This window comes from Devosia sp. Leaf420, assembly GCF_001425445.1.
GTDB lineage: Bacteria > Pseudomonadota > Alphaproteobacteria > Rhizobiales > Devosiaceae > Devosia.
Map to the genome: position 1 here is coordinate 181582 of NZ_LMQU01000011.1, position 26144 is coordinate 207725.

23 protein-coding genes are annotated in these 26144 nt (G+C 61.9%); 17 read left to right on the forward strand and 6 right to left on the reverse strand.

Features of this window, described 5'->3' with window-relative positions:
• Nucleotides 1–102: 102 nt before the first annotated feature.
• Entirely contained in the window at nt 103–840 is a 738-nt protein-coding gene (locus ASG47_RS11805; RefSeq protein ID WP_162243255.1) for an HAD-IIA family hydrolase, read from the forward strand.
• A gap of 33 nt (nt 841–873) precedes the next feature.
• Nucleotides 874–1743, forward strand: a complete 870-nt coding sequence (locus tag ASG47_RS11810) for a MurR/RpiR family transcriptional regulator (RefSeq protein ID WP_061909239.1) — start codon at nt 874–876, stop codon at nt 1741–1743.
• An 80-nt stretch (nt 1744–1823) separates the two neighbouring features.
• On the opposite strand, the gene ASG47_RS11815 is transcribed toward ASG47_RS11810, so the two are convergent.
• Complete coding sequence (locus ASG47_RS11815) at nt 1824–3134, reverse strand: esterase-like activity of phytase family protein (RefSeq protein ID WP_156464079.1); 1311 nt, start codon at nt 3132–3134, stop codon at nt 1824–1826.
• A 162-nt stretch (nt 3135–3296) separates the two neighbouring features.
• On the opposite strand from ASG47_RS11815, the gene ASG47_RS11820 reads away from it, so the two are divergent.
• The 5 genes from ASG47_RS11820 to ASG47_RS11840 all read left to right on the forward strand — a co-directional run bounded on the left by ASG47_RS11820 (nt 3297) and on the right by ASG47_RS11840 (nt 7650).
• Nucleotides 3297–3518, forward strand: coding sequence for a hypothetical protein (locus ASG47_RS11820; protein WP_061909243.1), 222 nt, complete (start codon nt 3297–3299; stop codon nt 3516–3518).
• 112 nt (nt 3519–3630) lie between these two features.
• On the forward strand, nt 3631–5157 hold the full coding sequence (locus tag ASG47_RS11825) for an alkaline phosphatase (RefSeq protein ID WP_061909762.1): 1527 nt from the start codon (nt 3631–3633) through the stop codon (nt 5155–5157).
• Between the two features lie 129 nt (nt 5158–5286).
• On the forward strand, nt 5287–5727 hold the full coding sequence (locus ASG47_RS11830) for a hypothetical protein (RefSeq protein WP_061909245.1): 441 nt from the start codon (nt 5287–5289) through the stop codon (nt 5725–5727).
• A gap of 7 nt (nt 5728–5734) precedes the next feature.
• A complete protein-coding gene (locus tag ASG47_RS11835) occupies nt 5735–6403 on the forward strand; it encodes an ABC transporter ATP-binding protein (RefSeq protein ID WP_061909247.1) in 669 nt (222 codons plus the stop codon).
• Nucleotides 6400–7650: an FtsX-like permease family protein gene (locus tag ASG47_RS11840; protein WP_061909252.1), complete on the forward strand. Its 1251-nt coding sequence runs from the start codon at nt 6400–6402 to the stop codon at nt 7648–7650. Before ASG47_RS11835 ends, ASG47_RS11840 begins: the two co-directional genes overlap by 4 nt.
• 12 nt (nt 7651–7662) lie before the next feature.
• Here ASG47_RS11840 and ASG47_RS11845 read toward each other — a convergent pair whose 3' ends face one another.
• The 4 genes from ASG47_RS11845 to ASG47_RS11860 form a co-directional block, all read right to left on the reverse strand.
• Entirely contained in the window at nt 7663–10788 is a 3126-nt protein-coding gene (locus ASG47_RS11845) for an autotransporter domain-containing protein (RefSeq protein ID WP_082511711.1), read from the reverse strand.
• A gap of 139 nt (nt 10789–10927) precedes the next feature.
• Nucleotides 10928–11425, reverse strand: a complete 498-nt coding sequence (locus ASG47_RS11850) for a DUF427 domain-containing protein (RefSeq protein ID WP_061909254.1) — start codon at nt 11423–11425, stop codon at nt 10928–10930.
• Between the two features lie 63 nt (nt 11426–11488).
• Complete coding sequence (locus ASG47_RS11855; RefSeq protein ID WP_061909255.1) at nt 11489–14032, reverse strand: ABC transporter permease; 2544 nt, start codon at nt 14030–14032, stop codon at nt 11489–11491.
• The gene (locus ASG47_RS11860; protein ID WP_061909256.1) at nt 14029–14733 is read right to left on the reverse strand and encodes an ABC transporter ATP-binding protein; all 705 of its coding nucleotides are present in this window, start codon (nt 14731–14733) and stop codon (nt 14029–14031) included. Before ASG47_RS11860 ends, ASG47_RS11855 begins: the two co-directional genes overlap by 4 nt.
• A 66-nt stretch (nt 14734–14799) precedes the next feature.
• Here ASG47_RS11860 and ASG47_RS11865 point away from each other — a divergent pair, with 66 nt between their 5' ends.
• On the forward strand, nt 14800–15426 hold the full coding sequence (locus tag ASG47_RS11865) for an arylesterase (RefSeq protein WP_082511712.1): 627 nt from the start codon (nt 14800–14802) through the stop codon (nt 15424–15426).
• Between the two features lie 10 nt (nt 15427–15436).
• On the opposite strand, the gene ASG47_RS11870 is transcribed toward ASG47_RS11865, so the two are convergent.
• Complete coding sequence (locus ASG47_RS11870) at nt 15437–16450, reverse strand: LacI family DNA-binding transcriptional regulator (protein ID WP_156464080.1); 1014 nt, start codon at nt 16448–16450, stop codon at nt 15437–15439.
• A gap of 120 nt (nt 16451–16570) precedes the next feature.
• On the opposite strand from ASG47_RS11870, the gene ASG47_RS11875 reads away from it, so the two are divergent.
• The 9 genes from ASG47_RS11875 to ASG47_RS11915 all read left to right on the forward strand — a co-directional run bounded on the left by ASG47_RS11875 (nt 16571) and on the right by ASG47_RS11915 (nt 26109).
• Nucleotides 16571–17527 carry a glycosyl hydrolase family 32 gene (locus ASG47_RS11875; protein ID WP_061909257.1) on the forward strand — a complete coding sequence of 319 codons (957 nt, stop codon included), beginning with the start codon at nt 16571–16573 and terminating at the stop codon, nt 17525–17527.
• The gene (locus ASG47_RS11880; protein WP_061909259.1) at nt 17524–18681 is read left to right on the forward strand and encodes a serine hydrolase domain-containing protein; all 1158 of its coding nucleotides are present in this window, start codon (nt 17524–17526) and stop codon (nt 18679–18681) included. Before ASG47_RS11875 ends, ASG47_RS11880 begins: the two co-directional genes overlap by 4 nt.
• Nucleotides 18682–18789: 108 nt before the next feature.
• Nucleotides 18790–20091, forward strand: coding sequence for an ABC transporter substrate-binding protein (locus ASG47_RS11885; protein ID WP_200940909.1), 1302 nt, complete (start codon nt 18790–18792; stop codon nt 20089–20091).
• A gap of 172 nt (nt 20092–20263) precedes the next feature.
• Nucleotides 20264–21199 carry a carbohydrate ABC transporter permease gene (locus tag ASG47_RS11890; protein WP_082511714.1) on the forward strand — a complete coding sequence of 312 codons (936 nt, stop codon included), beginning with the start codon at nt 20264–20266 and terminating at the stop codon, nt 21197–21199.
• Complete coding sequence (locus ASG47_RS11895; RefSeq protein WP_061909262.1) at nt 21196–22020, forward strand: carbohydrate ABC transporter permease; 825 nt, start codon at nt 21196–21198, stop codon at nt 22018–22020. The genes ASG47_RS11890 and ASG47_RS11895 overlap by 4 nt, the downstream gene beginning before the upstream one ends.
• A 13-nt stretch (nt 22021–22033) precedes the next feature.
• Nucleotides 22034–23119, forward strand: a complete 1086-nt coding sequence (locus tag ASG47_RS11900; protein ID WP_061909264.1) for an ABC transporter ATP-binding protein — start codon at nt 22034–22036, stop codon at nt 23117–23119.
• A 166-nt stretch (nt 23120–23285) separates the two neighbouring features.
• A complete protein-coding gene (locus ASG47_RS11905) occupies nt 23286–24314 on the forward strand; it encodes an ABC transporter substrate-binding protein (protein ID WP_061909266.1) in 1029 nt (342 codons plus the stop codon).
• Nucleotides 24311–25351, forward strand: a complete 1041-nt coding sequence (locus tag ASG47_RS11910) for a FecCD family ABC transporter permease (protein ID WP_413813460.1) — start codon at nt 24311–24313, stop codon at nt 25349–25351. The genes ASG47_RS11905 and ASG47_RS11910 overlap by 4 nt, the downstream gene beginning before the upstream one ends.
• Nucleotides 25348–26109: an ABC transporter ATP-binding protein gene (locus tag ASG47_RS11915; RefSeq protein ID WP_061909269.1), complete on the forward strand. Its 762-nt coding sequence runs from the start codon at nt 25348–25350 to the stop codon at nt 26107–26109. Before ASG47_RS11910 ends, ASG47_RS11915 begins: the two co-directional genes overlap by 4 nt.
• The last annotated feature ends 35 nt before the right edge of the window (nt 26110–26144 follow it).

Below are 26144 nucleotides of genomic sequence, written 5' to 3' on the forward strand. Positions count from 1 at the left end.
TAGACAGCCTCTGTGACACCCATATGAACATATCTCATTTTTTCATAACTTGACATTGAGACTATCTCAAACCACCCTTAGGCCATCTAGGGAGTGCTTCGCGTGTCCTTCAACTTCGCTGCCCATCAGGGGTTTCTCATCGATCTCGACGGCACGCTGGCCTCGGGCACCCACCTGCTGCCCGGCGCGCGCGAACTGATCGAAGCCACCGCCGACCGGTTCGCCATCGTCTCCAATGATAGCGAACACACGCCTGACCAATTGGCCCGCCGCTTCAAGGAATGGCGTCTGCCGGTACCATCCGGACGGATCGTCTTGGCTGGCGTCGCAGCCCTGAAGGCAGCGGCAGAGAGGCGGCCAGGCTCGCGCTTGTTATTGCTCGGCTCCCCTGCCCTCCGCCGCATGGCGCGCAATATGGGTTTCGAACTGGCAGAGCGAAACGTCGACACAGTAATCGTCGCCCGCGATCGCCAATTCACCTACACCAAGCTCGCCATAGCGGCTCGCGCCGTGCGCGATGGCGCCGAGGTGCTGGTGGCCGCTCCCGATCTCAGCCATCCTGGCGCCGATGGCTATCCTGTGCCTGAGGCCGGCGCGCTAGCCGCCGCGCTCTTTGCCGTCACCGGCCCAGTGCCCCATCGCATCATCGGCAAGCCGCAACCTGAACTCTTCCGCCATGCCTGCGCCGAGATCGGCATCGCGCCGCACCACTGCGTCGTCATCGGCGACAATCCGCGCACTGACGGCGCCGGCGCGAGTGGCCTTGGCGTGCCTTTTTGGCAGGTCACGCCGGGAAAATTGCCGGACCTGCTTCGCGAAACCGTCACCCATGTGCTCTAGTAGCCTGAATTTTATGACGAAACGGACAGACGCATGGCAGAGCCGAAGGAACAAGAGCGCCTGATGAACGTGCTGGACCGTATCTCCGCCATCCGCGCCGACCTTGCGCCAACGGCCGGACGTATCGCCGATTTCATCACTGCCAATGCTGCCGATGTCGTGCACATGTCGGTCACGGAAGTCGCCGAGCGCACCAGTTCGAGCGAAGGTAGCGTCGTCGGACTCTGTCAGCAACTTGGCGCCCGTGGCTTCCAGCAGATCAAGATCGCGCTGGCGCGCGATCTCGTGCAGCCGGTCCAGTTCATCCACGAAGACCTCAATCCCAATGATGGCCTTGTCGATGTCGTCTCGAAGATTTTCGGGGGCGGTCTCCAGGCGCTGCAGGATACGCGTAACGCCCTCGACCTGACCCAGCTCGGCCGCGCCGTCACCGCCATCCGCGCCGCCAAGCGCGTCGAAGTATTCGGCATCGGCTCAGCCGCACCCATCGCCGAAGACGCGATGTACCGCCTCCTGCGGATCGGGCTCAATGCCAGGGTCAGCGTCGATAGCCACGTCATGGCCATCACCGGTTCGCTTTGCGACCCCGAGACCGCAGTACTGACGATCTCGCATTCCGGCTCCACCATCGAAACCCTGACAGCGACCAAACTGGCCAAGGAAGCTGGCGCAACGACGATCGCCGTCACCAATTTCGGCCGCTCGCCGCTCCTGACGCATACTGACATCGTGCTGCATACCTTGGCGCGCGAAACTCAGTTCCGCACCGAAGCCATGACCAGCCGCATCGCTCAGCTTGCTGTCATCGACACCCTGATCGCCGCGCTGGCCCTCGCCGACTACGACCGCGCCGTCACGACGATCGACAAAACCTTCGACGTGCTCTCGGTCAAGCGCGTGTAAATGTAAGTCGGTCGTTACTAGAGGATGCCTTTTTCAAACGCGGGGGACGGATCTGACCCGTCCCCCACTGAACCTCTAGATTACTCCGCCTTCAAAAACTCAGCGACGTCGAGCAGGATGTATTCGTTGTCATCCGCCCGGCCAGCTTCGCGCCCTGTCGAGCCAGGATAGTTGTTGTCGTTGGCGACGATGATGGTGGTTGGGTCGACCAGATCGACGTCTTCGATGGTAACGAAGGGGAAGGTGAAGACGCCATCCTTTGTGCCGCGCGGCGCGATACCGTCCGGATCCTTGATCGCCATCAGGTCGATATAGGCGATCTTTTCAAGCACACCGTTTTCGTCGGCCCGCGTAAGATCGATGAGGTAGATGCGCTTGAAGGCCGCAGCCTTTTCGCGGCCATCGTCACCTTCGTTGTTATCGCGCTCGATGATGAGGCCACGCGTGCCGTCAAAGAGATTGAAGTCGCCGATGGCATGGCCGGCATCGTCGAGCGGATAGTAGCGAACCGTATCGCTCCAGGTGGCGTCGCCAACGTTGAATTCCAGCATGCGGATAACCGGTTTGCCGTCAACGGTTTCGAGCGCGCCAGCGGCCTCGTCGAAGAACGGCTTTTCCAGAAGCGGATAAAGCGTCTTACCATCGGCCGATTGCGCCATGCCTTCATAACCGCCCGAGCGGCCGGTATTGATGCCGGTCACGACCGAGCCCGCGGCAGGCTGGGAAGTAAACTGGTTGTCGGGGGATTTGTAGTCGATGCCGCCGGGATTGGTTTTGACGACCTGTAACACGAAGCCCTCGGCATCGACTTCGATCAGCCATGGGCCGAATTCGTCGCCGATCCAATAATTTTCGCCAACCGGCTGGATGGATTCTGGGTCGAAATCGGCGCCCGTGAGATAACGGCTGTCGCTATGCTCGGTGACGATCGGAAAAGGAACGACGCGGTTCGGATCTCTAAGGAAGATGGTCTTTTCGATGCCGACTTTGCCAGCATCCCAATCCATCTTGAGGATGTTGAACATCAGCATGGCGTCCGACGAGTTGGCCTTGGTGCCAAAGCCATTGTCGGTGAGGAAGAGAAAGCGACCATCGCCCAGCGAGCGCACGCCGCTCATGCCCTGCAGCGGCTGGCCGGGGAACGGCATGGAAATACCCGAAGCGGGATTGGCCCAGCCATAGGGCGCCTCGACACGGGTGCCTGAGGTAAAACGGCCGGACATCTGGAGGCCCACGGGGGCATTGGCTGGGACGGGCAGAAAGGTCTGGGCCGGAAGCTCGGCATGGGCTTTCAGCACGGCGTCAAATTTTGCCGGGCCTTCCGCGTCTTGCGCCATTGCAAGGGTTGCAAGGAGGCTGAGGCTGACGCCAAGGGCGAGAGCTTTGAGCATGGTCATCTCCAGAATTAAAATGGACGCCCTGCCCTAGCCAGCCATGATGTCGCGACCATCACAGGGGCGTGACCGCCGCATGACAATGCCACCCTGCTTTTGGGGCGCTGGATTATGACAGTTCGACCTGCCTACATGCCGCCAATTCTGAATAGGTGCGTTATGAAGACCGAAAGCCTCGAACAGACCATCGTCCGCGTTCTCGCTGAAATGCCCAAACCCGATGATGCGCTGAAGACCATCCGCAAGGCCCATCCCAAAGTATCCAAGAAGCAGATTATCCGCGCCGCCTTTGGCGTGATGATCGACAAGAGTGCCGTGGATCTTGAAACGAGCCGCGCACTCCAGAACTTCGCGATTTCCACACACACCGCCGAGGATTGAACGAATTGATCTGTGCGACAGGGAGTTACACATGCCTGTCACACCGCTTGTCTATGGCTCGACCACCCGCTTCCTAGTCTTCGCGGGACGCCGCAACAGATAGGTGAATTTCATGGTCAAGCTCTCCCGAGCTCTCTTCGCCGGCGTTTCGACGCTCGCTCTCACTGTCCCCGTACTCGCGCAGACTGCAGTGCCGCAGGCCAATGACAGCTACTTCCTCGCTGCCCAGGAACAGCTCGCCGCCAAGGAAGCGGTCCAGCCCAATACCGGCAGGGCCAAAAACGTCATCGTCTTCATCGTCGATGGCCTCTCGGTCCCAACCATCACCGCTGCCCGCATCCATGAAGGCCAGCTCGCCGGCGTCGATGGCGAAAGCCACTCCCTCGCCTTTGAGACGCTGCTGCCGCACACAGCGCTCGTCAAGACCTACACCCATGACAGCCAGGTCGCCGATTCCGCGCCGACCGCGACGGCCATCACCTCGGGCGTAAAGTCGCTCAATGGCACCATCGGCGTCGATCAGACTGCCGTGCTCGAGGATTGCTCGACCCAGGCCGGCGCCACCACCATGTCGATCTTCGAGCAGGCTGAAGAAGCCGGGCTTTCGACCGGCATCATCTCGACCGCCCGCATCACCCACGCGACCCCGGCCGCTGCCTATGCGCACACGGTTGGCCGTGATTGGGAAGCCGACAAGAACCTGCCTGAAGATGCCGTCGGCAAGTGCGCCGATATCGCCTCTCAGCTCGTCGATTCCAACTTCGGCGACGGCTTTGACGTCGTGTTCGGTGGTGGCCGTTCCAACTTCATGCTGAGCACCCAGAAGGACCCGGAAGACGAGACCAAGACCGGCGCCCGCATCGAACGCGACCTCATCGCCGAATGGCAGGAAAAGTACACCGACGGCACTTATATCTGGAACAAGGACGGCTTTGACGGCCTGACCCCGGAAACCACCAAGGTTCTCGGCCTCTTCAACGGCTCGCACATGCAGTATGAAGCCGATCGCGAAACCGATGCCGGCGGCGAACCCTCGATTGCCGAAATGACCGTCAAGGCCATCGATATCCTTGAAAAGAACGAAGACGGCTTCGTGCTGATGGTTGAAGGCGGCCGCGTCGACCACGCTCACCACGCTGGCAATGCCGCTCGCGCCCTCACCGATGCCATCGCCGTTTCGGAAGCCGTCCAGGCTGCTTTCGACGCCGTGAACCCGGAAGAGACCCTGATCCTCCTCACCGCTGACCACAGCCACGTGTTCTCGATCGCCGGCTACCCGACCCGCAACAACCCGATCCTCGGCATTGCCGGTACGGGAGATGATGGCCTGCCCTACACCACGCTCGGCTACATGAACGGCCCGGGCGCCAAGACCCTCGAAGAAGGTGCCGATGTTTCGACCATGTCGGGTGAAGACGTTCGTTCTGCCCTGCAGCGCGCCGACCTCACCGAAGTCGACACGACCGACATCGACTTCCTGCAGCAAGCGCTGATCCCGATGGGTTCGGAAAGCCACGCCGGCGACGACGTCGCCGTCTTCGCCCAGGGTCCGCAGGCATATCTCTTCGACGGCGTCATCGAACAGAACCTGATCTACCACGTCATGGCCAAGGCCATCGGCCTCAACGCCGCCAAGTAACTTAGCACCCGGCGGTGGTCGCTGGTTCACCAGCGGCCACCTTTTCATTCCGAATACAGACGGTCACCCCGGTGAAGGCCGGGGCCTATCCTGAGATTTCTCACTCTGCGACGCGGAAGGACAATTCCCATGCACAGACGCTCCTTTCTTGGCCTCTCCGCCACGGCGGCGCTGGCTGGCACCTTCGGCGCAATCACACCCGCCTTCGCCGATCTGCCTTCCCTGCGCTTCCGCGATATGTATTCGCGCGGCAAGGATCTTTCGGATCAGGCCGTGGCGCTCCAAGGTCTGCGCATCGTCATGACCGGCTATATGGCGCCGCCCTTAAAACCCGAGATCAACTTCTTCGTTCTTACCAAGACGCCCATGGCCACCTGCCCCTTCTGCGATGACGCGACGGATTGGCCGAACGACATCGTCCTCTCCTATTTTGCGGGCGATATGAAGTTCACGCGGTTTTCCAACCTTATCCGCGTCGAGGGAACATTTGACACGGGCATCGAGACCGATGGGCCGACGGGCTTTGTCAGCAAGGTTCGCCTGCTCGACACCAGCTACACCATTCTCTGAGTTGCCCATGCCGGGACTGCCCTTGGCCGTTTCCGGCCTACTCCTTGCCTTCGCTGGCGCCAATGTCATCGATTTGCCGAGCCTTGCAGTCGCGCCAGGCACGCTGACCGTGCTTTCGGGCGCCTCGGGCTCCGGCAAGTCGACCCTACTCTACTTGCTGTCCGGCCTGCTCCGGCCCGATGCCGGCACCATAGCATGGGCCGAAACCGATCTTGCCAAGCTCGGCGAAAGCCAACGCGATCGCTGGCGCCGGAAACAAGCGGGATTCATCTTCCAGAATTTTCATCTGATCGAAGAAATGAGCCCGCTCGACAATGTGCTGGTGCGGATATGGCTCGACGGTTTATCCGCCGCGTCAAAGAAAGAACGCGCGTTAGACTTGTTGCACCAGCTCGACGTGCCCACCGAGCGCGCAAGCGTTGCAAAACTCTCCCGGGGTCAGCAGCAGCGCGTCGCCATCGCCCGCGCCCTGATCGGCAACCCCAGCGTGATTTTTGCCGATGAACCGACGGCAAGTCTCGACGCAGTGGCAGGCGAAACCGTCGCTGCGGTGCTGCAGCGCCTTGCCCACGAAGAGCGGCGTACCGTCGTGGTGGCGACGCACGACCCGGCGATCAGGGCACTGGCCGATCAGATTATCATGCTCGATCACGGCAAAAGGGAAACGGCGTCATGAACCCATTTCCAATCGCCTGGGCCTCATTGCGGCGCAACAGCTTCACGGGCATCTTGTTCCTGATCATCGTGGCGTTGGCCGTAGCGCTTGGCATCGCCATTTCAGCGCAGGAACGTGCCCTGCGGGCTGGCAGTGCGCGCGCGGCGGATAAGTTCGATCTCATCGTGGCCGCGCCTGGGAGCCACAATGACGTGCTGTTTTCGACGGTCTACCTAGACCCTAGCGCGGTCGAACTGCTCGATCCTGCCATTACGCGATTGCTCCTCGATGAGCCCGAAGCGGACTTTGTCGCTCCAATCGGTTTTGGCGATGCCATCGAGGGTGATCCAGTGGTCGGGACCGTCGCACCCTTCGTCGACCACCTTTCGGGTGGTCTTGCCGAAGGCCGCTTGTTCGAAAAACGCGATGAAGCCGTCATCGGCGCCCTATCGCCCCACACGATGGGCGAAGAACTAGAAGTGTCCCATGGCCACGGCGGCGCAACCGGCACAGATGCGGACGCGGCCGCCGACGCAATCGAACATGGTGAGGCCATTCCCGGCGGCGATGGCGATCATCCCCACCTGACCATCGTCGGACGCATGCAGCCGACCGGCACGCCGTGGGATCGCGCCATCGTCGTCCCCATCGAATATAATTGGGCAGCCCACGGCCTCGGCACCGGACATTTGCCCGATGACACCCATATCGGCGCGCCCTTCGATTCCGATACGCTACCAGGCGTACCGGCGGTCGTCGTAAAACCAAAAGACGTTTCCGCCGCTTACGGCCTTCGTGCTGCCTATCGCACGCCGCAGTCGACGGCCTTCTTTCCCGCTGAAGTCCTTGTAGGTCTCTATGCGCTCCTTGGCGACGCGACGGCCATTATGAGCGCCTTGACCCTTGCCGCGCAGGCGCTGGTCGTTGCCGCAATCCTCGCTGGCGTGGTGGCCATTCTCGACCTGCAGCGGCAACGCTTTGCCGTGCTGCGTGCCCTCGGCGCCTCACCACTCTTCATTTTCACAACCGTCTGGGTCTACGTCGCCGCCATCGTCATCACCGGCGCTCTGGCCGGTCTCGTCCTCGGCTGGGGCGGAGCGGCGATTGTCTCCGATCTCCTCGCGCAATCGACCGGCGTCGCCATGCGCGCCGAAATCGGCACGCGCGAACTGTCACTGGTTGGCGCCTTGGTTGGGCTCGGCTTGGTATTGGCCGCAGTCCCCGCACTGATTATCTACCGCCGTCCAGTCGTGGACGCCCTGCGTTAAGCCGACTAGCGTCTAAAACTTGACCCGCAGCGCGAGGCGGGCGGCGTGGCTCATTTCGGAGCCGCCCAGCGTGGCAGCATAGTCGAGCGAGACGATCACATCGGGGCTTGGCTGATATTCCACCCCGGCGACGAGCCGCAGGCGATCCTGGCCAGGACTTGCACCCGTCACGACGAACGGCCCGCCGCCGCCTGCAAGCGAGACCGTTTGCGCATTCGCGCCATCGACGAACGAATGCTGCCAAAGGGCCTTCCCGACCACGGAGAGATTGGCCCCATTGTCGAGCGGCATATCGTATCGCGCTGCAACGCCTATCCCGGCATCCACCTTCCATTGATCGGATGGTGCAATGGTCTGGTTGAGCGTTCCCGCCCCGGTTTCCGACGCTCCGCCATGCCCGGTCCAACCCACATCGAGGGAAGCCACCGGCCCGACAAAGAGATTATGCGCCAACTCGAACTCATAGCGCGCTTCGAGCCCCGCGCCGAGCGCCTGGGTCCAATAGTCGGCAGTTGCCGTGCGCGCTAGGCCGCCGATTTCAAGGCTGCGCGATGTCTCGATATGGTTGGCGCCATAGGCCAGCTGCCCATCGAGCCAAACCGGCCCTTCCCGCCACTGGCCATAAAGTCCTGCGTAATAGCCCTGCCCGGCGATTGACGAGAGACGCTGGTCAATCGTTGCGCTGGTCGCAATCGTGCCAAGACCAAACCCGACGACCGTATGGCCATTGCCCGTTTCGCTGGCGATCTCATAGCCCGCCGCCAATCCGCCACTGGTCCAATTTACCGCCCCACCATTGCCATCGCTGGCAAGTGTGCCAAGGCCGCCAAGCGGCGCGATCCAGCCGGTTTGCGTCACTGTCGGCGTATCGACACCAACATCGAGCGCCGTCCCAACGGCCGTTCCCGCTGACCGATGCTCGACGATACCGTTTAGGGATGCGCGCCGGCTGGGCTTGAGGCTATCGGCAAAGAGCCCAAAAGACCGCTGCGACACCGTCGAGGCCACCGCATGCGCCTCTCCCGCCGCCAGCTCATAAAAACGCCGCGCATCCGCAGCATTGGCCGTCAGCAGCGCGGCAAATACGGGATCGGCCGGAGCAAACCCTTCAAGCGCTGTCGCCGCAGCTCGTTGGTTCGGGGTCGAAGCGATATCGGAAAACCGCAGCCCATTGCGCGCAATGGTCAATATGATCGCGCTCGCCCCCTGATCGAGCTCGGGAAGCAGAAACGCATAGTCATAGGGATCAAAAACAAACGACCCGGTAATAGTGGCCGCGCTCAGGATGACATAACTGCCGGTCGGATCGGAGGTGGTGAAATCACCGAGCGCCAGCGTCGCGCCGCCAATCGTGGCAGCGTTGCCAACGGTGAGACTATCACTGCCCGTGCTCGTGATATCGACCCGATAGACCGCGCCCGCATCGAGCAACAGATCCGAGGCAATGGTGAGATTGCTGCCGTTCCCCGGATTGATCGTGCCGCCCGCCAAAACATGGGTCTCGCCCACCGCGCCCGACCCGGCGAGCGTTCCTCCGGCAACCGTCAGCGGCGATTGCGCAAAACTGCCATTCACCCGCAGCGTACCCGCCTCCACTCGGCTGTCGCCGGTATTGGTGCTGGTGCCACTCAGCGTCAGCGTGCCCGTGCCGACCTTGATAATCCCGCCATCGGCCTGAAAATCGCCGGAGAACTCGGTCGATTGATTGTTCGTCCCGATCGTCAGCCGGTTCGGCACATTGCCCAGGATCACCGACCCCGCCCCGGCCAGCGAGCCGATGGTCTGGTCCCAGGCGCCGATATCGAGCTCTGAACCGGCCGCCAGCACGACCCCAGACAAGGGTGCAAAGGCGCCCGCCGAAGCCGCCTTCAAACGTCCGGATTCGACACGGGTCAAGCCGGCATAGCTGTTCGTCCCGGTGAGCTCCAATTCGCTCGTGCCGACCTTGGTCAGCGATCCCCCGGTGCCGCCGCCAAGGCCGCCATCTTGCAGGCCCGAAACCACCATGGGCTGCTGGTTCGTGCTGCCCACGGTGAGCGTCTTGCTGCCCAAGGCCACGACACTGCCCACATCGCTCGTCAGCGCCCCGATCGATAGGCCAGCGGTATCGAGCAGCGAGATATCGAGCAACCCGCCATTGGCAACGCGCAGCGCTGCTGTCCCGCCCGATGCCGATCCGTAGAAGATCGTCTGGCCACCCGCCTGGGTCCTGATGATCGACTGGCCCGCGCTCGCGTTCTCGCCGAAATAGAGCTGGCCATCATTGGTCAACTGGCTGCCAATTCCCGCATTGGAGGCGCCAAGGAAAGCAGCCATGCCGGTCTGGTTGTTGTTGATGGTTGCCGCGTTGGCGGTGCTGTTGCCGGTAAAGACCAGCGTGCCGCTATTGGCGAGCGTCGCGCTCCCCGCGCTCGCCGTTTCGCGCAGCAGCATATTGCCGGTGGCATTGTTGACGACCAGGCCCGTACCGAGATTGGCCGTGCTGCCGGCAACCACGAGCCCGCTATTGTCGAATGCCCCACCAATGGTGCTGTTCCCAGCCAGATGCAGCTCGCCGGTTTGATTGTTGACGACTGCGCTCCCGCCTGTCCCGGACTGATCGAGGAAAATGGTCGTGCCATTATTGGTGAGTGTCGCGCCCGCCGCCCCCGCCACCGCACTGTCGGTGAAGACCGTGACCGCCCCACCATTGGTGACGATCTGCGCTTGGCCGCCGCTCGCATTATCGGAAAACTGCAGCGTGCCATTATTGGTGATGTTGGCGCTGGCCGCGGTGCTGTTGTCGTAGAACCGCGTCGCGCCGCCATCATTGTTGACGATATCGGCGTTGCCCGCAGAACCCGTGCCGGTAAAAATCACCGTCTCGCCAGTGTTCTGCGTCAGCGTGCCGCTCGCCGTCGTTCCGGAAGAAAAATTGGTCGCTGCCTGCACATCGGTGGCATTGACCTGAAACGGGCCCGGCACAGGGGCGCCATTGGCATATTTCTGCAAATCGCTCGACAGCATCTGAAAGGGCGCCGCGCTCTGGGCAAAAGCCGGCTGCGCGAGAAGGGGCGCCGTGCCACAGAGGAGCGCCGCCGACCATCCGAAAACGCGGCGTGTGGGGTAGTCCTCGCGATGTCTACGTAATCTGGCCATGCTGCCAATACATCTGCGGAGCCCTACGCTTATGGCGCAAGGCTATCACCCACCTATGCGGGCGAATAGTTTACAAAGTCCTTTTTTAAAGGTTTCGATAACCAAGCGCCGTGCGCCAATAGCGTCCGGCTCTGTCGGTTCACCAGCCCATCGATCCAGGCTCGCCCTTGAATGGGCCAACCACATCGGGCGTCACCCAGCCGCCATAAAATCCGCCCGGCTGCGGCGAAGCTATCACGCCGCCCACCGTGCAACGATCCATTGGCCCCGCATAAAAAGCGAAGAACCCGGCAATGGCGCTGAATGAGGCCGTCGGAGAGGGATAGCGCCATGCGGCGCGCTGAGCGGTTCTGCCATTGGCCACGACATCGAAATAGTCCGCGCGGCCCTTCCATTCGCAAACGCTCGTGCCGTGAGCCTGCCTGAGCGCATCCGGCCTGATGAATTCAGGCGCGATATAGTAGACCGGCGGATGGCTGGTTTCGAGGACCCGGAAACAGCGCGGGGCGTCAACAATACGCATCCCGGCAAAATCGATCTCGATCCGCTTGTCGACACGTTCGAGGCGCGGCGGACGCGGATAGTCCCAAACACTTTCCTGCCCTGCTTGTGGCTCGATTGGATCGGGAATGTTCATTGGCTCACCTCGAGGATCATTATCTCTACGTCTGCTCCCGAACTCTGGATCGGCACGTTGGGCTCATCCGATATCAGCCCGCAGCTGGCGCGCCGGCCTGACGGACATTGCCGACCACGTGGTCAGCACACCTGTGGCAATCGTCGTCACGACAGCCCCTGCAACCACAATGGCGATGGTCGTCAGATTGGGCGCGAACGGAATTTCCATGACAAAGGTCAGGATGGCCCAAGTCGCAGCGACCCCAAGGCCGGCACCCATCGCCGCTGCCAGAGCGCCTAACACGCCATATTCGACGACAAAGGCCACAATAACCTTGCGGCGCGTCGCCCCCAGCACCTTCATGACCACGGCATCCGCCTCCCGCTGCTTGCGACCGACGGCCATGGCGCCGGCAAGGACAAGAACCCCGGACACGACGGCAAGACTACCGACCAGCGCCACGGCATTGGCAAGGCTTGAAAGGATCGCTTCGATCCGCTCGAGAGCATCCCCCACCGGCAAGAAATTCAGCGTTGGAAACGCCTTGCTCAGCCGGCTCTCGACCTCTGGCGCCGCGCCGTCCAACACATCGATACTGCCCATGACTGTCTGGGGCGCATTTTCGATCACACCGGGCGAAAACAGCAGACGGAAATTGAGCCCGCCCTCGCGCCAATCGATCTCGCGGAAATTGGCCACGGTCACCGCGATCGGCCGCCCCGCGACGACGATACCTATGCTGTCGCCCACCGCAAGACCAAGGGGCGCGCGCAATTCGGTACTGAGCGAAACGAGCGGCGGCCCAGAATAATCGTCCGGCCACCACGTCCCATCGACCACCGTCGATCCCTGCGGCAGGCCGCGGGCCCAGCTCAGGGCCGTATCGCCTTCGAACATATCGGCAATGTCGTCGGGCACGGGACCGATATCCTTTGCCGCGGTGTCCTTGATGGTCTCGATGGTTCCGCGCAGCATGGGGATGGTCGCCAGCGTCTTGATCCCGGGATCAGCCTTGGCAAAGGTTTCGACCAGCGGCACTTGGTCTTTGGGCATATCGAGCAGCACGAAAGCCGGCGCATCCTCGGCTACCGCGCCGTCGATCTGGCTGCGGAGGTTCTGGTCGAGCAGCGTGATCATCAACAAGAGCGCCAGCCCAAGGCCCAGCGACAGCACCACTACCGGCGCGACCGAGCCGGATCGGTGAATAGCCTTGAAGGCTTGGCGCAGTGCGGTGTTGGGCAAGGGTGGCAGCAGACGCAACACGACCTGCAAGAGCCAAGCGGCCGCGCGCAACAGGGCAAAGGCGATGATCGCCCCAAACGCATACCACAGCACCAGCCATGGCGAGCCGGTGGTAAAGACCGCTAGCCCCACAATGGCAATCATCGCGCCAAGCAGCGGCAGCGCCGCGCGCCAATCGGCGAGGTCGCGCCATCCAAGCCGGGTCTCGCCGCCATCTGAGGCGCGAAAGAGACTTGCCGGCTTGAGCTTTTGCGCGCCGCGAAGCGGCAGCAGGGCAAAGGCAAAGCCGATCAGTATACCAAAACCAGCGGCAGTCAGCAGCGATCGGGCATCGAGACTGGGCTCAAGATCAAGGCCGAGCATGCCGGACAGAACCGGCAGGGCCAGAAGGCTCGTCGCCGCGCCCAGCATCAGCCCCAGAACCACACCGGCAAGCGACAAGACCATGACCTGAGTCAGGAAATGCACCAGCACCCGCGCGCTGGTCGCGCCAAGGCTGCGCAGCGTCGCGATCGAACTGCGCCTCTCGGTGATATAGGCCGAAATCGCATTGGAGACGCCAACGCCGCCCACGAGCAGGGACGAAAGACCGACGAGAGTAAGGAAACGCGCAAAAAGATCGAAGAAGCGTTTGACATTTTCCGCTGCGTCCTCCGGTTGCCGCAAATTCCAACCCGCCTCGGGAAAAGCCGTCTCAAGACCCTTTATGGCCGCAGCCGCATCGTCGTCTGCCAGCAGAACCTTATAGCTGAAGCGGCTGAGAACACCCTGTTGCTGCAATCCCGCCTCAGCCAACGCACTGTCGAGAATGACGGCCGGCAAACCCAGTTGAAACCCCTGCGCCGCCTGATCGGGCAAAGCGACCAGCGTCCCGCGGACGGCAAAATCCGCGTCGCCAATCCGGATCGTGTCGCCGACTGCCACACCCAGTCGGTCGAGCACGCCTTGATCGACCACCGCACCCGGCAAACCCTCTTGAACGGCAAGCAAGGCGCCGAGCGGTTGCGCACTCTCGGGCGCCACCGTCACCGTTCCCAAAAGTGGGTAATTGTCGCTGACAGCCCGGAGGCTGAGAAGCGTGCTGGCCTCATTGGCGCTGGCGCGTGCATTGATATCGACGACGCGTGCGGTCTGGCCCAGCGCCTCGACAGCTTTTCGCTGCTCCGGCGTGATATCGTTGCCGCGCTCGCGAACCTCGATATCACCTCCAAGGATGACGCGCGCATCGCGCTGCACCGCCGCCTGCAAGGCAGCACCGACCGAAGACACGGCCGCAATGGCCCCGACCCCGAGCGCGAGGCACGCAAGAAGAATGATGAACCGCCTGACGTCCCCGCGCAGATCGAGAACACCGATGCGCATCCAGCCCAGATATCGGCTCATGCAGGCACGTCCTCTGTCAGGTCCGTCAACCGCCCGTGGTTCATCGAGAGCACGCGGTCAGCCCGCCGCGCCAGCGCCGGATCATGCGTTATCAGGAACACGGCCGTGCCATTGTCTCGCGCCAGCGCGAACATCAGTTCGATGACCCTGGCCCCGGTGTCCTGGTCGAGATTCCCCGTGGGTTCGTCGGCCAAGAGGAGTTTGGGCTTGTTGACGATGGCACGAGCGAGACCGACGCGCTGCTGCTCGCCGCCCGACAAGGCGCTCGGACGATGATCGAGCCGATCGCCCAGACCCACCGCAATCAGCGCCTCTTTGGCCGCAGCCATGATCTGAGAATAGGTTTGCCCCGTCTCCCCGATTTCGAGCGACAGCGCGACGTTTTCGAGCGCCGTCATCGAGGGAATGAGATGAAAATTCTGAAAAAGGATGCCGAGATGCTGGCGGCGAAAGATCGCGAGGTCATCTTCGCTGAGGCCGGTGATCTCAGTTCCCGCGACACTCACGCGACCGTTTGTTGCCTGTTCCAGCCCGCCCAGTACCATGAGCAGCGAAGTCTTGCCGCTGCCCGATGGCCCGACCACCGCCACCACCTCCCCCGGCGCGATGGAGAATTCGATATCCTTGAGAATGTGGAGTGGCATCTTGCCCGATTGGAGCTGCAGGTTCATGACGGCAGTCGCGACGACGGGGCTGCTCATCAGCGGCACTTTCCCAGGAAATCTTTCGATTAGAAGTATGTAGTCCCGACGGAAAGAACATCAGCGATGAGAAAAATTGTTCGTGACACCATCCGGCATGCCGCATTGGCCTTCGCTTTGATCGGCCTGACGCTGGTGCCCGCGCGTGCTGCTGAACGCACCTTGATACTTTATGGCGATAGCCTGATGGCCGGCCTCGGCCTATCGGCTGAGGACAGTTTCGCCGGTCAATTGCAGCAAGCGCTCGGGCCTGAGGTCACCATCGTCAATGCCAGCGTTTCCGGCGATACTTCGGCCGATGGTCTCGCGCGGCTCGATTGGTCGCTTGGCGACCGGCCCGACGCCGTCGTCCTCGAACTCGGCGCCAACGACATGCTCCAGGGCCTGCCCGTAGACGCCATGCGCCAGAACCTGACCGCGATCCTCCAGCGCTTCAAGGACGAGAACATTCCCGTCCTCCTCGCCGGCATGCGCGCCAGCCCAAGTCTCGGCGCCGACTATGTCAAAGCCTACGAAGCGGTCTTTCCCGACCTCGCCGCAGAATTCAACACCGCCTATTATCCCTTCTTCCTTGAAGGCGTCGCCACCAATGCCGCCCTCAACCAGGCCGACGGCATGCACCCCAACGCCCAAGGCGTCGGCATCATCGTCCAAGCCATCCTGCCCACGATCAAGGCCTTTCTGGCCTCCTGAGCGCGACCTCCTAAGGACGGGGCAGCGAGCCCCGCTCGATCACCGGCATGGGCACTAGCGCCGGCTCCGGCTTGTCGCCGAGCAGCAATTGAATGGCGACACGCCCCATTTCCTCATGCGGCAGGCCAACCGTCGTCAGCCCCGGCCGGAGATAAGACGCCAATTCGTCATTGTCGAAGGACACGACGGCGATATCCTCGGGCACCCGCAGCCCCGCCTCCGCCATGGCCTGATAGGCACCAAAGGCCAGCCGATCATTGAGGCAAAGCAGCGCCCGCGGCTTCTTCGTCTTTAAAAGCTTCCGCGTCAGTTCGTAGCCATTGCCTGGCTCCCAGTTCCAGCAACTGAGTTCGCTCGAAAACGCCATGCCCGCGTCGCGCATCGCCTCGCGTATGCCGGCAAACCGCCGCGCAATGGTTTCGGACCGGAAAAGACCCGTCTCCACTTCGGCATTGTGCCCCAAAAGCACGATGCCATCCGTGATCCCCGCCTCGCGCAGCAGCCGCACCGCTGTCTGGCCGCCGCGATATTCATCGGGCAGCACCGAGGTTGGAAACCGCGCGCTCGTGCCATTGAGCATGACCGTCGGGACATTGATCGTCAGGTCAGGTACGAATACCTCTCGCGCCCGCATCGCCGCAAAGATCAGTCCATCGACCTGCCGATCGAGCGCCGTCTCCACCGCCTGGATTTCCCGCGCCGGCTCGCCCCCGGTTTCGAGCACCAGCATCACATGCTTGGCCTCTTCCGCCGCCGCCAGCGCCCCGCGGATCAAGCCGCTCGCGAAACGCGTCGTCGCCACATAGTCCGAGATAAACGCGATCGAGTGCGATTTGTCCGTCCGCAGCGCCCGCGCCGCTACGTTGGGCCGATAGCCGAGGCTCGCCGCCGCCGCATGCACCTTGGCATGCGCCTCGGCAGAGAGGCGCGTATCCGGCCGGCCGGTCAGGATCATCGAGGCGGCGGTCGTCGACATGCCCGCAAGGCGAGCGACATCGGCCAGTGTAACGCGTTTCTTTTCCAACCCAGCCCCTCGCCCGGCGGCATACACCCGCCTTGTTGATGTTTGGATAGCCATGCCGCCGCCGCTTGACAACCAGCACGAGGCATTGCATTTGCTAAATGGTTTTAGCAGGGGTTGTGGATGAGTTTCAACCGAGCAGATCACTGGGTTTGGGATTTCTGGCTGGCCGATGACGGCGAGCTCTACCACCTCTTCTATCTCCACGCGCCAAAATCGCTCGGCAATCCCGATTTGCGCCATCGCAATGCCCGCATCGGCCACGCGACCTCGAACGATCTTCGCACCTGGACCGATCACGGCCTCGCCTTCGATGCCAGCACACCGGGCAGTTTCGATGGCAGCGCCACCTGGACCGGCAGCGTCGTCCGCGACAGCGGTCTATGGCACATGTTCTACACCGGCTCCCGCTTCCTCTCTCCCGACAGCGTCGCCAATATCGAAACCGTAGGCCTCGCGACGTCCGAGGACCTCTTCACCTGGACCAAACAGCCTAGCCCGATCTGCGTCGCCGATCCAGCGCTCTACGAAACCCTCGGCACCTCGTCTTGGCCCGAAGAAGCCTGGCGCGACCCGTGGGTGTTCAAGGACGCCAGCCAAAATCTCTGGCACATGTTGGTCACCGCGCGCAGCAAGCACGGCACCGAGCCCGATCGCGGCGTCATGGCCCACGCCACATCGACCAATCTCCGCGATTGGACCGTGCAGTCCGCCCTCAGCGAACCCGGCTCCGGCTTTGCCCATCTCGAAGTGTTCCAGATCGTCGCGGTCGATGAACGCCAGCATGTGATCTTCTGCTGCGATAGCGCCAAGCTCGTCGGCCCTCGCGCCGGGCAAGTCGGCGGCGTCTGGTCCCAGCCGCTCGACGCCTTTCCCGGCCCCGTCGATTTCAGCAAGGCCCGTCGCCTCGTCGATGAAACGCTCTATGCCGGCCGCATTGCCTTTGACAGAACCGGCGCCTCCGTCCTTCTCGCCTTCAACAATGTAACGACTGACGGCGCCTTCATCGGCGGCATTTCCGATCCCATCCCGGTCAGCACCGGCCCCGATGGCTATCTCACCGTGGAGCCCGCCCAATGAGCGCGACAATCTTGGGTTCAGCCGAGCGCGGCTATGAAGCCGTCGCCGAAGCCTTCGCCAAAGCCTTCGAGGGTCGTCCGGCAATGGGTGCGGCCCTTCACATCGTGCGCGATGGGCATACCGTCGTCGATCTCTGGGGTGGCGTCGCCGATGCGCGCACCGGCAGGCTCTGGGGCCAATATACCCCCTCGGTGGTCTTCTCCTGCACCAAGGGCCTCGTCTCGATCCTGGCGGCGCGCCTCGTTCAGGAAGGCCGGCTCGATTACGCTGCCCCCGTCAGCCAATACTGGCCCGAATTCGCCGCAGCCGGCAAAGCCGCGGTCACAGTGGGCCAGGCTCTGGCGCACCAGGCCGGTCTGTCCGCGCCGCGCGCCGATCTCAGCGAAGATGATATCGTCGATTGGGACAAGGTCACGGCGGCCCTTGCAGCGCAGGAGCCGCTCTGGCCCCTCGGCACCGGCTATGCCTATCACGCGCTGACCCATGGCTGGATCGCAGGCGAAATTATCCGTCGCGTCACCGGAATGTCGGTCGGCCAATATTTCTCGAGCCTCATCGCGAACCCGCTTGGCATCGATGCCTGGATCGGCCTTCCCACGGCGCAAGCCGATCGCGTCGCGCATCTTCAGGTCAGCCCGCCGCTTTCGGCGCTCTGGGCCGATGAAGCCAGCAAGCCCGCCCCCAATTGGCCCTATAAGGCCATGACCCTAGGCAATGCCTTGCCGGCCGATCTCGTCTCGGACAATGGCGGCTTTAACACGCAGCGCATTCGCGCCGCCGAAATTCCCGGCGCGGGCGGCATTGCCTCCGCCGAAGCCCTTGCCACCATCTGGTCGGCAACGGTCGTCCCCACGCGCGGCATCAAGCTTCTTGAGCCCCCCGTCATTGCCGAAGCGACCAAGGTTCAGAGCGAAGGCGCATCAGTCTTTGGTGGCGAGCCGCCATATTCGCGCTGGGGCTATGGCTTCCAGCTCGATTCCCCAGCTCGGCGCTATCTCGACGACCAGTGTTTCGGGCATGATGGCGCAGGTGGACAGGTCGGCTTTGCCGATCCCCGGCGCCGGATCGGTTTCGGCTTCGTCACGAATTGGATGATGGGGCCGGAAGACCAGCGCGCAACCGAGATTATCTCGGCCCTCCGCGCCTCGGTCTAATCACCGCGCAAGGGACACTGGCGCCATATTGACAGCGCCGATGGCTCATGCGCTAAATCCATTTAGCAGACATCGAATTCTGTGGACTATACCTGGAGGAGGCAAGTCGTGAAAAACCAAAATCGCCACGCCATTCGCACACTCGTAACGCTCTCGGTCACCGCCATGGCCGGCACCGCAATGGCCGCCCCAAGCTGCGGGCCAGACCCGGTTGTGCTCAATGCCTATTTTGAGACCGGCTTCCCCCTGCCGACGCGTCTCAGCGAAGAATTCACCAAGCAATTCCCCAATGTCACCTTCGACATCAAGGAAGATCAGTTCGCCAATATGATGGAGAATTCGCCGCGCATTCTGTCCGAAGACAATGCGCCGGATCTGATCCGTCTGCCCTCGCTGACCGATCTCGTCGCAAACAATCTCCTCCTCAATCTCGATACCTATTTCACCGAGTTTGGCTGGGACAAGTTCCCCGAAGGCCAGTTGGTGCAGTTGCGTGTCGAAGAAGGCGGCCGCCCGCGCGGCACCGGTTCGCTCTTTGGCATGGGTCTCAATTATTCTATGACCGGCGTCTTCTACAACAAGGCCCTCGCCGAACAGATCGGCATGACCGAGCCGCCAAAGACCGTTGCCGAGCTCGATGCGCTTCTGGCCAAGGCCAAGGAAGCCGGCATTCAGCCGATCATGCAGTGGAACAAGGGCACCGCCGGCCTCGCCTTCCCGCTGCAAAACCTGATGGGCGCCTATGGTCCGCCGGAGCCGATTAACGACTGGATCTTCCAGAAGGATGGCGCCACCATCAATACCCCTGATGCGCTCGAAGCAGCCGAACATCTCGATGGCTGGATCAAGGCGGGCTATTTCCCAACCGATGCCAATGCCATCGAATATTTCCAGATGATGAGCCGCTTCATCGGCGGCGAAGGCCTCTTCATGTTCAATGGCGATTGGGAATCGGGCAATCTCGATACCAATGCCAAGGACAAGTTCGGCTTCTTCATCATGCCGAGCGCCGAAGAAGGCGGTCGCCATGCCTCCATGTCCGCTCCGCTGAGCTATGGCATAGGCGCCAAGGCGGCCCATGCCGATTGCGCGGCCTTCTTCCTCGATTGGGTCGCAACCAATGAAGAAGCCCGCAAGATCAACGTCGCCGTTGGTGGTTCCAATCCCGGCGGCCCCGCCGATATGGCCATTCCCGCTGTCGAGCCCGGCTCGGTGACCGAGCAGTCTCTCTCGGCTGGCGCGACCTTGGCTCAGGACAATGGCGCGATGGACTTCATCGCCAACGCCACCGGTGCCATCTTCGCTGCCGGCTGGACGCCGGAACTGCAAAAGATGGTCGGCGGCCAGCAGACCCCTCAGGGTCTCCTCGAAGCCGTGCAGGACGAATACGAAACCCAACTGTCCCGCTAATCCCTCTCAACCCCAGGGAGCGCGGCCCGCCACAGGCCGCTCTCCCGCCGCACTGTCGCCCTGGCGCAGGCCGGACCCACCCTCTGAATTTGAGATGGGCCCTGCCTTCGCCGGGGTAACAGTCGAGACAGACGGCTCTAACTCTCCGCTGCACAAGCGACCGGAATGACCCATGCCTAAAACAACATCGTCCGTTCCGGACGCAAGACCAGAACAAAAACGTCTCCCCGCCTCGCGGCGCAGCCGCAAGACGTGGCTCACCGCGGTGCTGTTCATCGCTCCTGCCTTCCTTGCCTATGCAGCCTTCGTGCTCGTGCCCCTCTGCATGAGCCTTTATTATTCCTTCCTCCGCTGGGACGGCATCGGCCAGGCCCGTTTCCACGGTCTCACCAATTACATCACCGTCCTGACCGATCCCGATCTCCTCCAGATCATCGGCAATGCTTTCCAATTGGTGCTCTATTTCACCGTCATTCCTGTCGGCTTGGGACTCGCCGTCGCCTCGGCCATTCGCGGCCAGATGAATGGCCGCTTCGGCATGGCGACCCGCACCATCCTTTTCCTGCCCCAAGTTATTCCGCTCGTCGCCGCCGGCATCGCCTGGAGCTGGATGTTCGCCTCGACCGGCCTCATCAATCAGGCGCTCAAATCCGTCGGGCTTTCGAGCTGGGTCAAGGGCTGGCTGGGCGACTTTGTCTGGGCGCTGCCCGCCGTCGGCGTCATCTGCGCTTGGGTTCTGCTCGGCCTTTGCACCATGCTGCTCGTCACTGGCATCACCAAGATCGATGCCAGCCTTTACGAAGCCGCCCGTCTCGATGGCGCGCGCCCCTGGCATGAATTCCGCTACATCACCCTGCCCGGCCTCCGCCAGGAAATCGGCGTCTGCATCACGGTCACCGTCATCGCAGCGCTCGCCAGTTTCGACATCGTCTATATCTCGACCCAGGGCGGCCCCGGCATCACCACAACCGTTCCTGGCCTCGAAATCTATCGGTTGGCTTTCGCCCATCGTCAGGTCGGCCTCGCCTCGGCGCTCGCTATCGTCCTGATGGTTCTGGTGCTGCTCTCGATTGCTCCCGTCCAATGGTTCACGCGGGACAAGAAATGAACTCCTCTTCCGCCAATACGCTTATCGCCCGCGGCCTCATCGTCCTCCTGATGGTGATCACGCTGCTGCCCTTTCTCAGCATGCTCTCGGCAGCGCTTGCCCCGCAAGGCTCCTACCCCAACGGCCTCCAATGGCCGTCCGATCCGCAATGGAGCAATTTTGCGCGCGCCTTCGAGGTCGCCAAAATGGATCAGCTCCTGTTTTCCAGCATGCTGATCGTCCTTGGCGTTGTCCCGATTTCGGTGCTGGTCGCCACCATGGGCGGCTATGGCCTCGCCAAGCTCACTTCCGACAAATACAAGTGGCTTTACCTGGTCTTCGTCTTCGGCCTGACCCTGCCCTTCGAGGCGGTCATCACCCCGCTCTATTATGAAGTGCGGGCCATGGGGCTCCTCAACACGCGCTTTGCCATCATCCTCCCACTCATCGGGCTCTACATGCCCTTCGGCGTCTATTGGATGCGCGCCCACTTCCTCAACGTGCCGCAGGATCTCAGCGAAGCCGCCCAGATCGACGGCGCCACACGCTGGACCGAGTTCTGGCACGTACAGGTGCCGCTGGCGCGCCCCGCCATCATGTCGCTCACCATTCTCCTCTTCCTCTGGACCTGGAACCAGTTCCTCCTGCCCGTCGTCCTCGTTCAGGATCCCATGCAGCGCACCATGGCTGGCGCCCTCGGCGCTTTCCAGGGCCAGTGGGGCACCGACATTCCGCTGCTCTGTGCCGGATCATTGCTGATCCTCACCCCCACCGTCGTTCTCTTCCTCATTTTCCAGCGCCAGTTCGTCGCCGCCCTCATGCAGGGCGCGGTAAAGGGCTGATCGGAGTTTTATCATGGCCGGACTGACCCTAAGCGCGCTGCACAAATCCTATGGCAAGGTCGATGTCATCAAAGGCGTCGATCTCACCATCGAAAATGGCGAATTCGTCGTCTTCGTCGGCCCCTCGGGCTGCGGCAAATCCACCCTGCTGCGCATGATTGCGGGTCTTGAGGACATCACCTCGGGCGAACTCTATATCGGCGACCAGCTCTGCAACGATGTTGAGCCGCGCGATCGCTCGATCGCCATGGTCTTCCAGTCCTACGCGCTCTATCCGCATATGACCGTCTACGACAATGTTGGCTTCGTTCTCAAACTCGCGAAGACGCCAAAAGACATCCGCGACCAGAAAATCCGCGAAGCTGCGCGCATCCTCAAAATGGAGCACCTGCTCGATCGCAAGCCGGGCCAACTCTCCGGCGGCCAGCGCCAGCGCGTCGCCATCGGCCGCGCCATCGTTCGCCAACCCGAAGTCTTCCTCTTTGACGAGCCGCTCTCCAACCTCGACGCCGCACTCCGCGTCGATACCCGAATGGAGATCGCCAAGCTGCACGCGACGCTCGGCTCGACCATGATCTACGTCACCCACGATCAAGTCGAGGCCATGACCCTTGCCGACAAGATCGTCGTGCTCGATGCCGGCGTCGTCCAACAGGTCGGCTCGCCCATCGAACTCTATCAGCGACCCGCCAATCTTTTCGTCGCCGGTTTCATCGGCTCGCCGAAAATGAACTTCGTCGAAGTTACGGTCGAGGCCATCGAGTCCGACGCGCTCGTCGTCTCGAGTAAGGATGTCGCGCGTTTGCGCGTTCCTGCGCGTGTAACAGGCGTCAACGTTAACGCGTTGTTAACGTTAGGCATCCGTCCGCACGACCTTCAGCCGCATGACGCAGGTGCCATTCTTGGTCGCGTAAGCCTCGTCGAGCGCCTCGGCAACGAGACCATCGTCAACCTCGAACTTGCCTCCGGAGCCCCCTGGCTCGCCGTTCTCGACGGCGACCAACCGCTTGAGATCGGCCAAAATCTCTCCCTCGCCGCAGACCCGACAAAGGCCATTCTCTTCGACAAAGATGGCCTTTCGCTTCTCGGGTCCGCATAGTTATCCCCGGGTCCGCACGCGGGACCTAGGGCACGAGTAAAGCTCCCCAAAAACTGGAGGGCTTTTTATTTGTTGAGTATTGCACTCTTGTTTTTGGCAGCATTCGCGGATAGGTCACCTCGGCGATCCAATCGCTTCCTTCCATTCCTGCCTCGGGTTTCTCTCAATGTTTTCAGTGAAGTCGATCGGCGCCGTTTGTGGCGTGATCCTCCCTGTTGTCATGTCGCTCACCCCCGCCCATGCGGCCTCGACCGTCTATCCGCTGACGATCGACAATTGCGGTGTCGAACTGACGTTTGAAAAGGCGCCGGAACGCGCCGTGACCCTGGGCCAAAACAGCGCTGAAATTTTGCTTCTCCTCGGGGTCGCCGACTCCATGGTCGGCACCGCCTTCTGGCCGTCCGAAGTCCTGCCCGAGCTCGCCGAGGCCAATGCCAAGGTCAAGCGCCTGTCGCAGGAAATCCCGACCCTTGAATCGATCCTCGCCGAGCGCCCCGACTTCGTCGCCGCCCAGCTCGCCCATCTCCTCGGCCCGGAGAGCAAGGTCGCCAAGCGCGAAGACTTCGCCAATCTCGCCATCAACAGCTATCTATCCCCGGGCCTTTGCGTGGCGAACCACGACAGCGGCGACGTCCATGGCGCCCGTGCCGAGCTCTGGAGCATGGACCTGCTCTACCAGGAAATTGACGAGCTCTCACAGATCTTTAACGTCGCCGACCGCGGCCAGGAACTAATCGCCGATTTCAAGGCCCGCGAAGCCGCCCTCCGCGCCCGCGTTTCGGACGAAGCGACCGACTTATCCTACGCCTTCTGGTTCTCGAGCCCCTCCCCCGAAGCAGACGCCTATCTCGGCGGCAAGAACGGCTCGTCCGGCTTCATCGCCGATCTCCTCGGCGGCCACAATGTCATCCAGACCGAAGTCGAATGGCCCACCGTAAGTTGGGAAGGCATTATGGCGGCCAATCCCGATGTCATCGTCGTCGGCGAAGTCGCTCTGACCCGCGGCTGGGAACTCGATAAGGCCGACAACAAGATCGCCTTCCTCAAAGCCGATCCCGCCATCAGCCAGCTCGAAGCGGTCAAGCAAAACCGCTTGGTCAAGATGGATGCGCAGGCCATGAACCCGACCATCCGCACCATTTACGGTGCTGAGCAGCTCGCGGCACAACTGGAAGCGCTTGGCCTCTTCAAGTGACGACACCGAAGCGCAATTTTGGGGAACAAGCCGGTCTCGGCCTGTTCCTTCTGCTTTCAACCGCCTTGCTGCTCCTTGCGATTGCGGCAGGGACAGGTATTGGCGAAATGCCGATCCCGCTCGACACGACCTTTCTCGCCGTGACGAACAAGTTCGGTTGGACCGCGGCCGATCTTGATCCGATCCACCAAAGCGTCATTTGGGATTACCGGCTGAGCCGGGCGATTGTCGCCGCCTGCTGTGGTGCAGGATTGGCTCTTTGCGGCGCGATCCTCCAATCGCTGCTGCGCAATGCCTTGGCCGAACCTTACGTGCTGGGCGTCTCCGCCGGCGCCTCAACCGGCGCCGTTGCCATCATGATCCTCGGCTTCGGATCTGGCGTTCTCACCCTATCCGCAGGTGCATTCGTCGGCGCTTTTGCGGCCTTTATTTTCGTCGCTCTTTTGTCCGACGGCGCTCGGGCCGGTGCAGGTAAGACGATCCTTGCAGGCGTTGCGGCAAGCCAGTTGTTCAACGCCCTCACCTCTTATGTCGTCAGCACGTCGGGCAATGCCCAACAAGCCCGCGACGTCATGTTTTGGCTGCTGGGCAGCTTTGGCGGCGTCCGCTGGCCCGAGTTTTATCTTGCGCTGACCGTCGTCATTGTCGGCTTTCTCGTCTGCATCTATTTTGCCAAGGCACTCGATGCCTTCGCCTTCGGCGACGATGCTGCGGCATCGCTGGGCATACCGGTCGATACCGTCCGCGTCGTGCTGTTCGCCGTGACAGCACTGCTCACGGCCACCATCGTTTCGATGGTCGGCTCAATAGGATTTGTCGGCCTCGTTGTTCCGCACGCAGCGCGGTTCATCGTCGGGCCATCGCACATGCGGCTGCTGCCAACTTGTCTTGTCACCGGCGCCATCTTTATGGTGCTGGCCGACATCGTTTCGCGAGTCATCCTACCACAACAAGTCCTGCCGATTGGCGTCGTCACGGCGCTCGTCGGCGTCCCATTCTTCTCTGTCATTCTCTACCGATCGCAGCGCAGCCAATGACGATCGAAGCCAAAAATCTCACATGGAAAATTGGGGCGAAGGTCGTCGTCGACAATGTCTCGCTCAAGGCGCAGCCGGGCAAGATACTGGGCCTGCTTGGACCGAACGGCTCCGGAAAATCATCGCTTCTGCGTCTCCTAGCGGGCCTCCGAAAAGCTCACTCGGGAACGATCACACTTGATGGCAAAGACATCGGCCACATCAAGCGCAATGCCGTCGCGCGGCGAGTTGCCCTTGTGGAACAGCATGCCAATACCGAATCCAATGTAAGGGTGCGCGAAGTGGTCAAGCTTGGCCGCATTCCGCATCATCCGCCTCTCGGCGGCTGGACCAAGGCCGATGACGACATTGTCGACAGCGCCTTGGCCCGCGTCGGCATGTTGGAACGGCAAGGCCAATATTGGCAAAGCCTCTCCGGGGGCGAGCGGCAGCGGGTGCATATTGCCCGCGCTCTTGCCCAGTCGCCCAGCGAATTGCTACTCGATGAGCCGACCAATCACCTCGATATTCAGCACCAGATCGAGCTCTTGCGTCTGATTTCAGATATATCGCTGACATCGATCATCTCGATCCACGACCTCAACCATGCAGCGATGTTCTGTGACGACCTCGTCGTACTCGACAGAGGAAAAGTCGTGGCTCACGGCGCTCCGGCAGATATCTTGACGGCGGACCTGCTCCACACCGTTTTCCGCGTCGAGGCAATTGTCGAGCGGTCTCCTCACCATGGCAAGCCGCACATTCACTACATGCGCTAGTCATTTGGGGCAGCGAAAATTGCCGGGCTCGAAAG

Coding starts and splice junctions, on each gene's coding strand:
- ASG47_RS11810 (WP_061909239.1), top strand. CDS start 874: ATGGCAGAGCCGAAGGAACAAGAGCGCCTGATGAACGTGCTGGACCGT.
- ASG47_RS11815 (WP_156464079.1), bottom strand. CDS start 3,134: ATGCTCAAAGCTCTCGCCCTTGGCGTCAGCCTCAGCCTCCTTGCAACC.
- ASG47_RS11820 (WP_061909243.1), top strand. CDS start 3,297: ATGAAGACCGAAAGCCTCGAACAGACCATCGTCCGCGTTCTCGCTGAA.
- ASG47_RS11825 (WP_061909762.1), top strand. CDS start 3,631: ATGGTCAAGCTCTCCCGAGCTCTCTTCGCCGGCGTTTCGACGCTCGCT.
- ASG47_RS11830 (WP_061909245.1), top strand. CDS start 5,287: ATGCACAGACGCTCCTTTCTTGGCCTCTCCGCCACGGCGGCGCTGGCT.
- ASG47_RS11835 (WP_061909247.1), top strand. CDS start 5,735: ATGCCGGGACTGCCCTTGGCCGTTTCCGGCCTACTCCTTGCCTTCGCT.
- ASG47_RS11840 (WP_061909252.1), top strand. CDS start 6,400: ATGAACCCATTTCCAATCGCCTGGGCCTCATTGCGGCGCAACAGCTTC.
- ASG47_RS11845 (WP_082511711.1), bottom strand. CDS start 10,788: ATGGCCAGATTACGTAGACATCGCGAGGACTACCCCACACGCCGCGTT.
- ASG47_RS11850 (WP_061909254.1), bottom strand. CDS start 11,425: ATGAACATTCCCGATCCAATCGAGCCACAAGCAGGGCAGGAAAGTGTT.
- ASG47_RS11855 (WP_061909255.1), bottom strand. CDS start 14,032: ATGAGCCGATATCTGGGCTGGATGCGCATCGGTGTTCTCGATCTGCGC.
- ASG47_RS11860 (WP_061909256.1), bottom strand. CDS start 14,733: ATGAGCAGCCCCGTCGTCGCGACTGCCGTCATGAACCTGCAGCTCCAA.
- ASG47_RS11865 (WP_082511712.1), top strand. CDS start 14,800: ATGAGAAAAATTGTTCGTGACACCATCCGGCATGCCGCATTGGCCTTC.
- ASG47_RS11875 (WP_061909257.1), top strand. CDS start 16,571: ATGAGTTTCAACCGAGCAGATCACTGGGTTTGGGATTTCTGGCTGGCC.
- ASG47_RS11880 (WP_061909259.1), top strand. CDS start 17,524: ATGAGCGCGACAATCTTGGGTTCAGCCGAGCGCGGCTATGAAGCCGTC.
- ASG47_RS11890 (WP_082511714.1), top strand. CDS start 20,264: ATGCCTAAAACAACATCGTCCGTTCCGGACGCAAGACCAGAACAAAAA.
- ASG47_RS11895 (WP_061909262.1), top strand. CDS start 21,196: ATGAACTCCTCTTCCGCCAATACGCTTATCGCCCGCGGCCTCATCGTC.
- ASG47_RS11900 (WP_061909264.1), top strand. CDS start 22,034: ATGGCCGGACTGACCCTAAGCGCGCTGCACAAATCCTATGGCAAGGTC.
- ASG47_RS11905 (WP_061909266.1), top strand. CDS start 23,286: ATGTTTTCAGTGAAGTCGATCGGCGCCGTTTGTGGCGTGATCCTCCCT.
- ASG47_RS11915 (WP_061909269.1), top strand. CDS start 25,348: ATGACGATCGAAGCCAAAAATCTCACATGGAAAATTGGGGCGAAGGTC.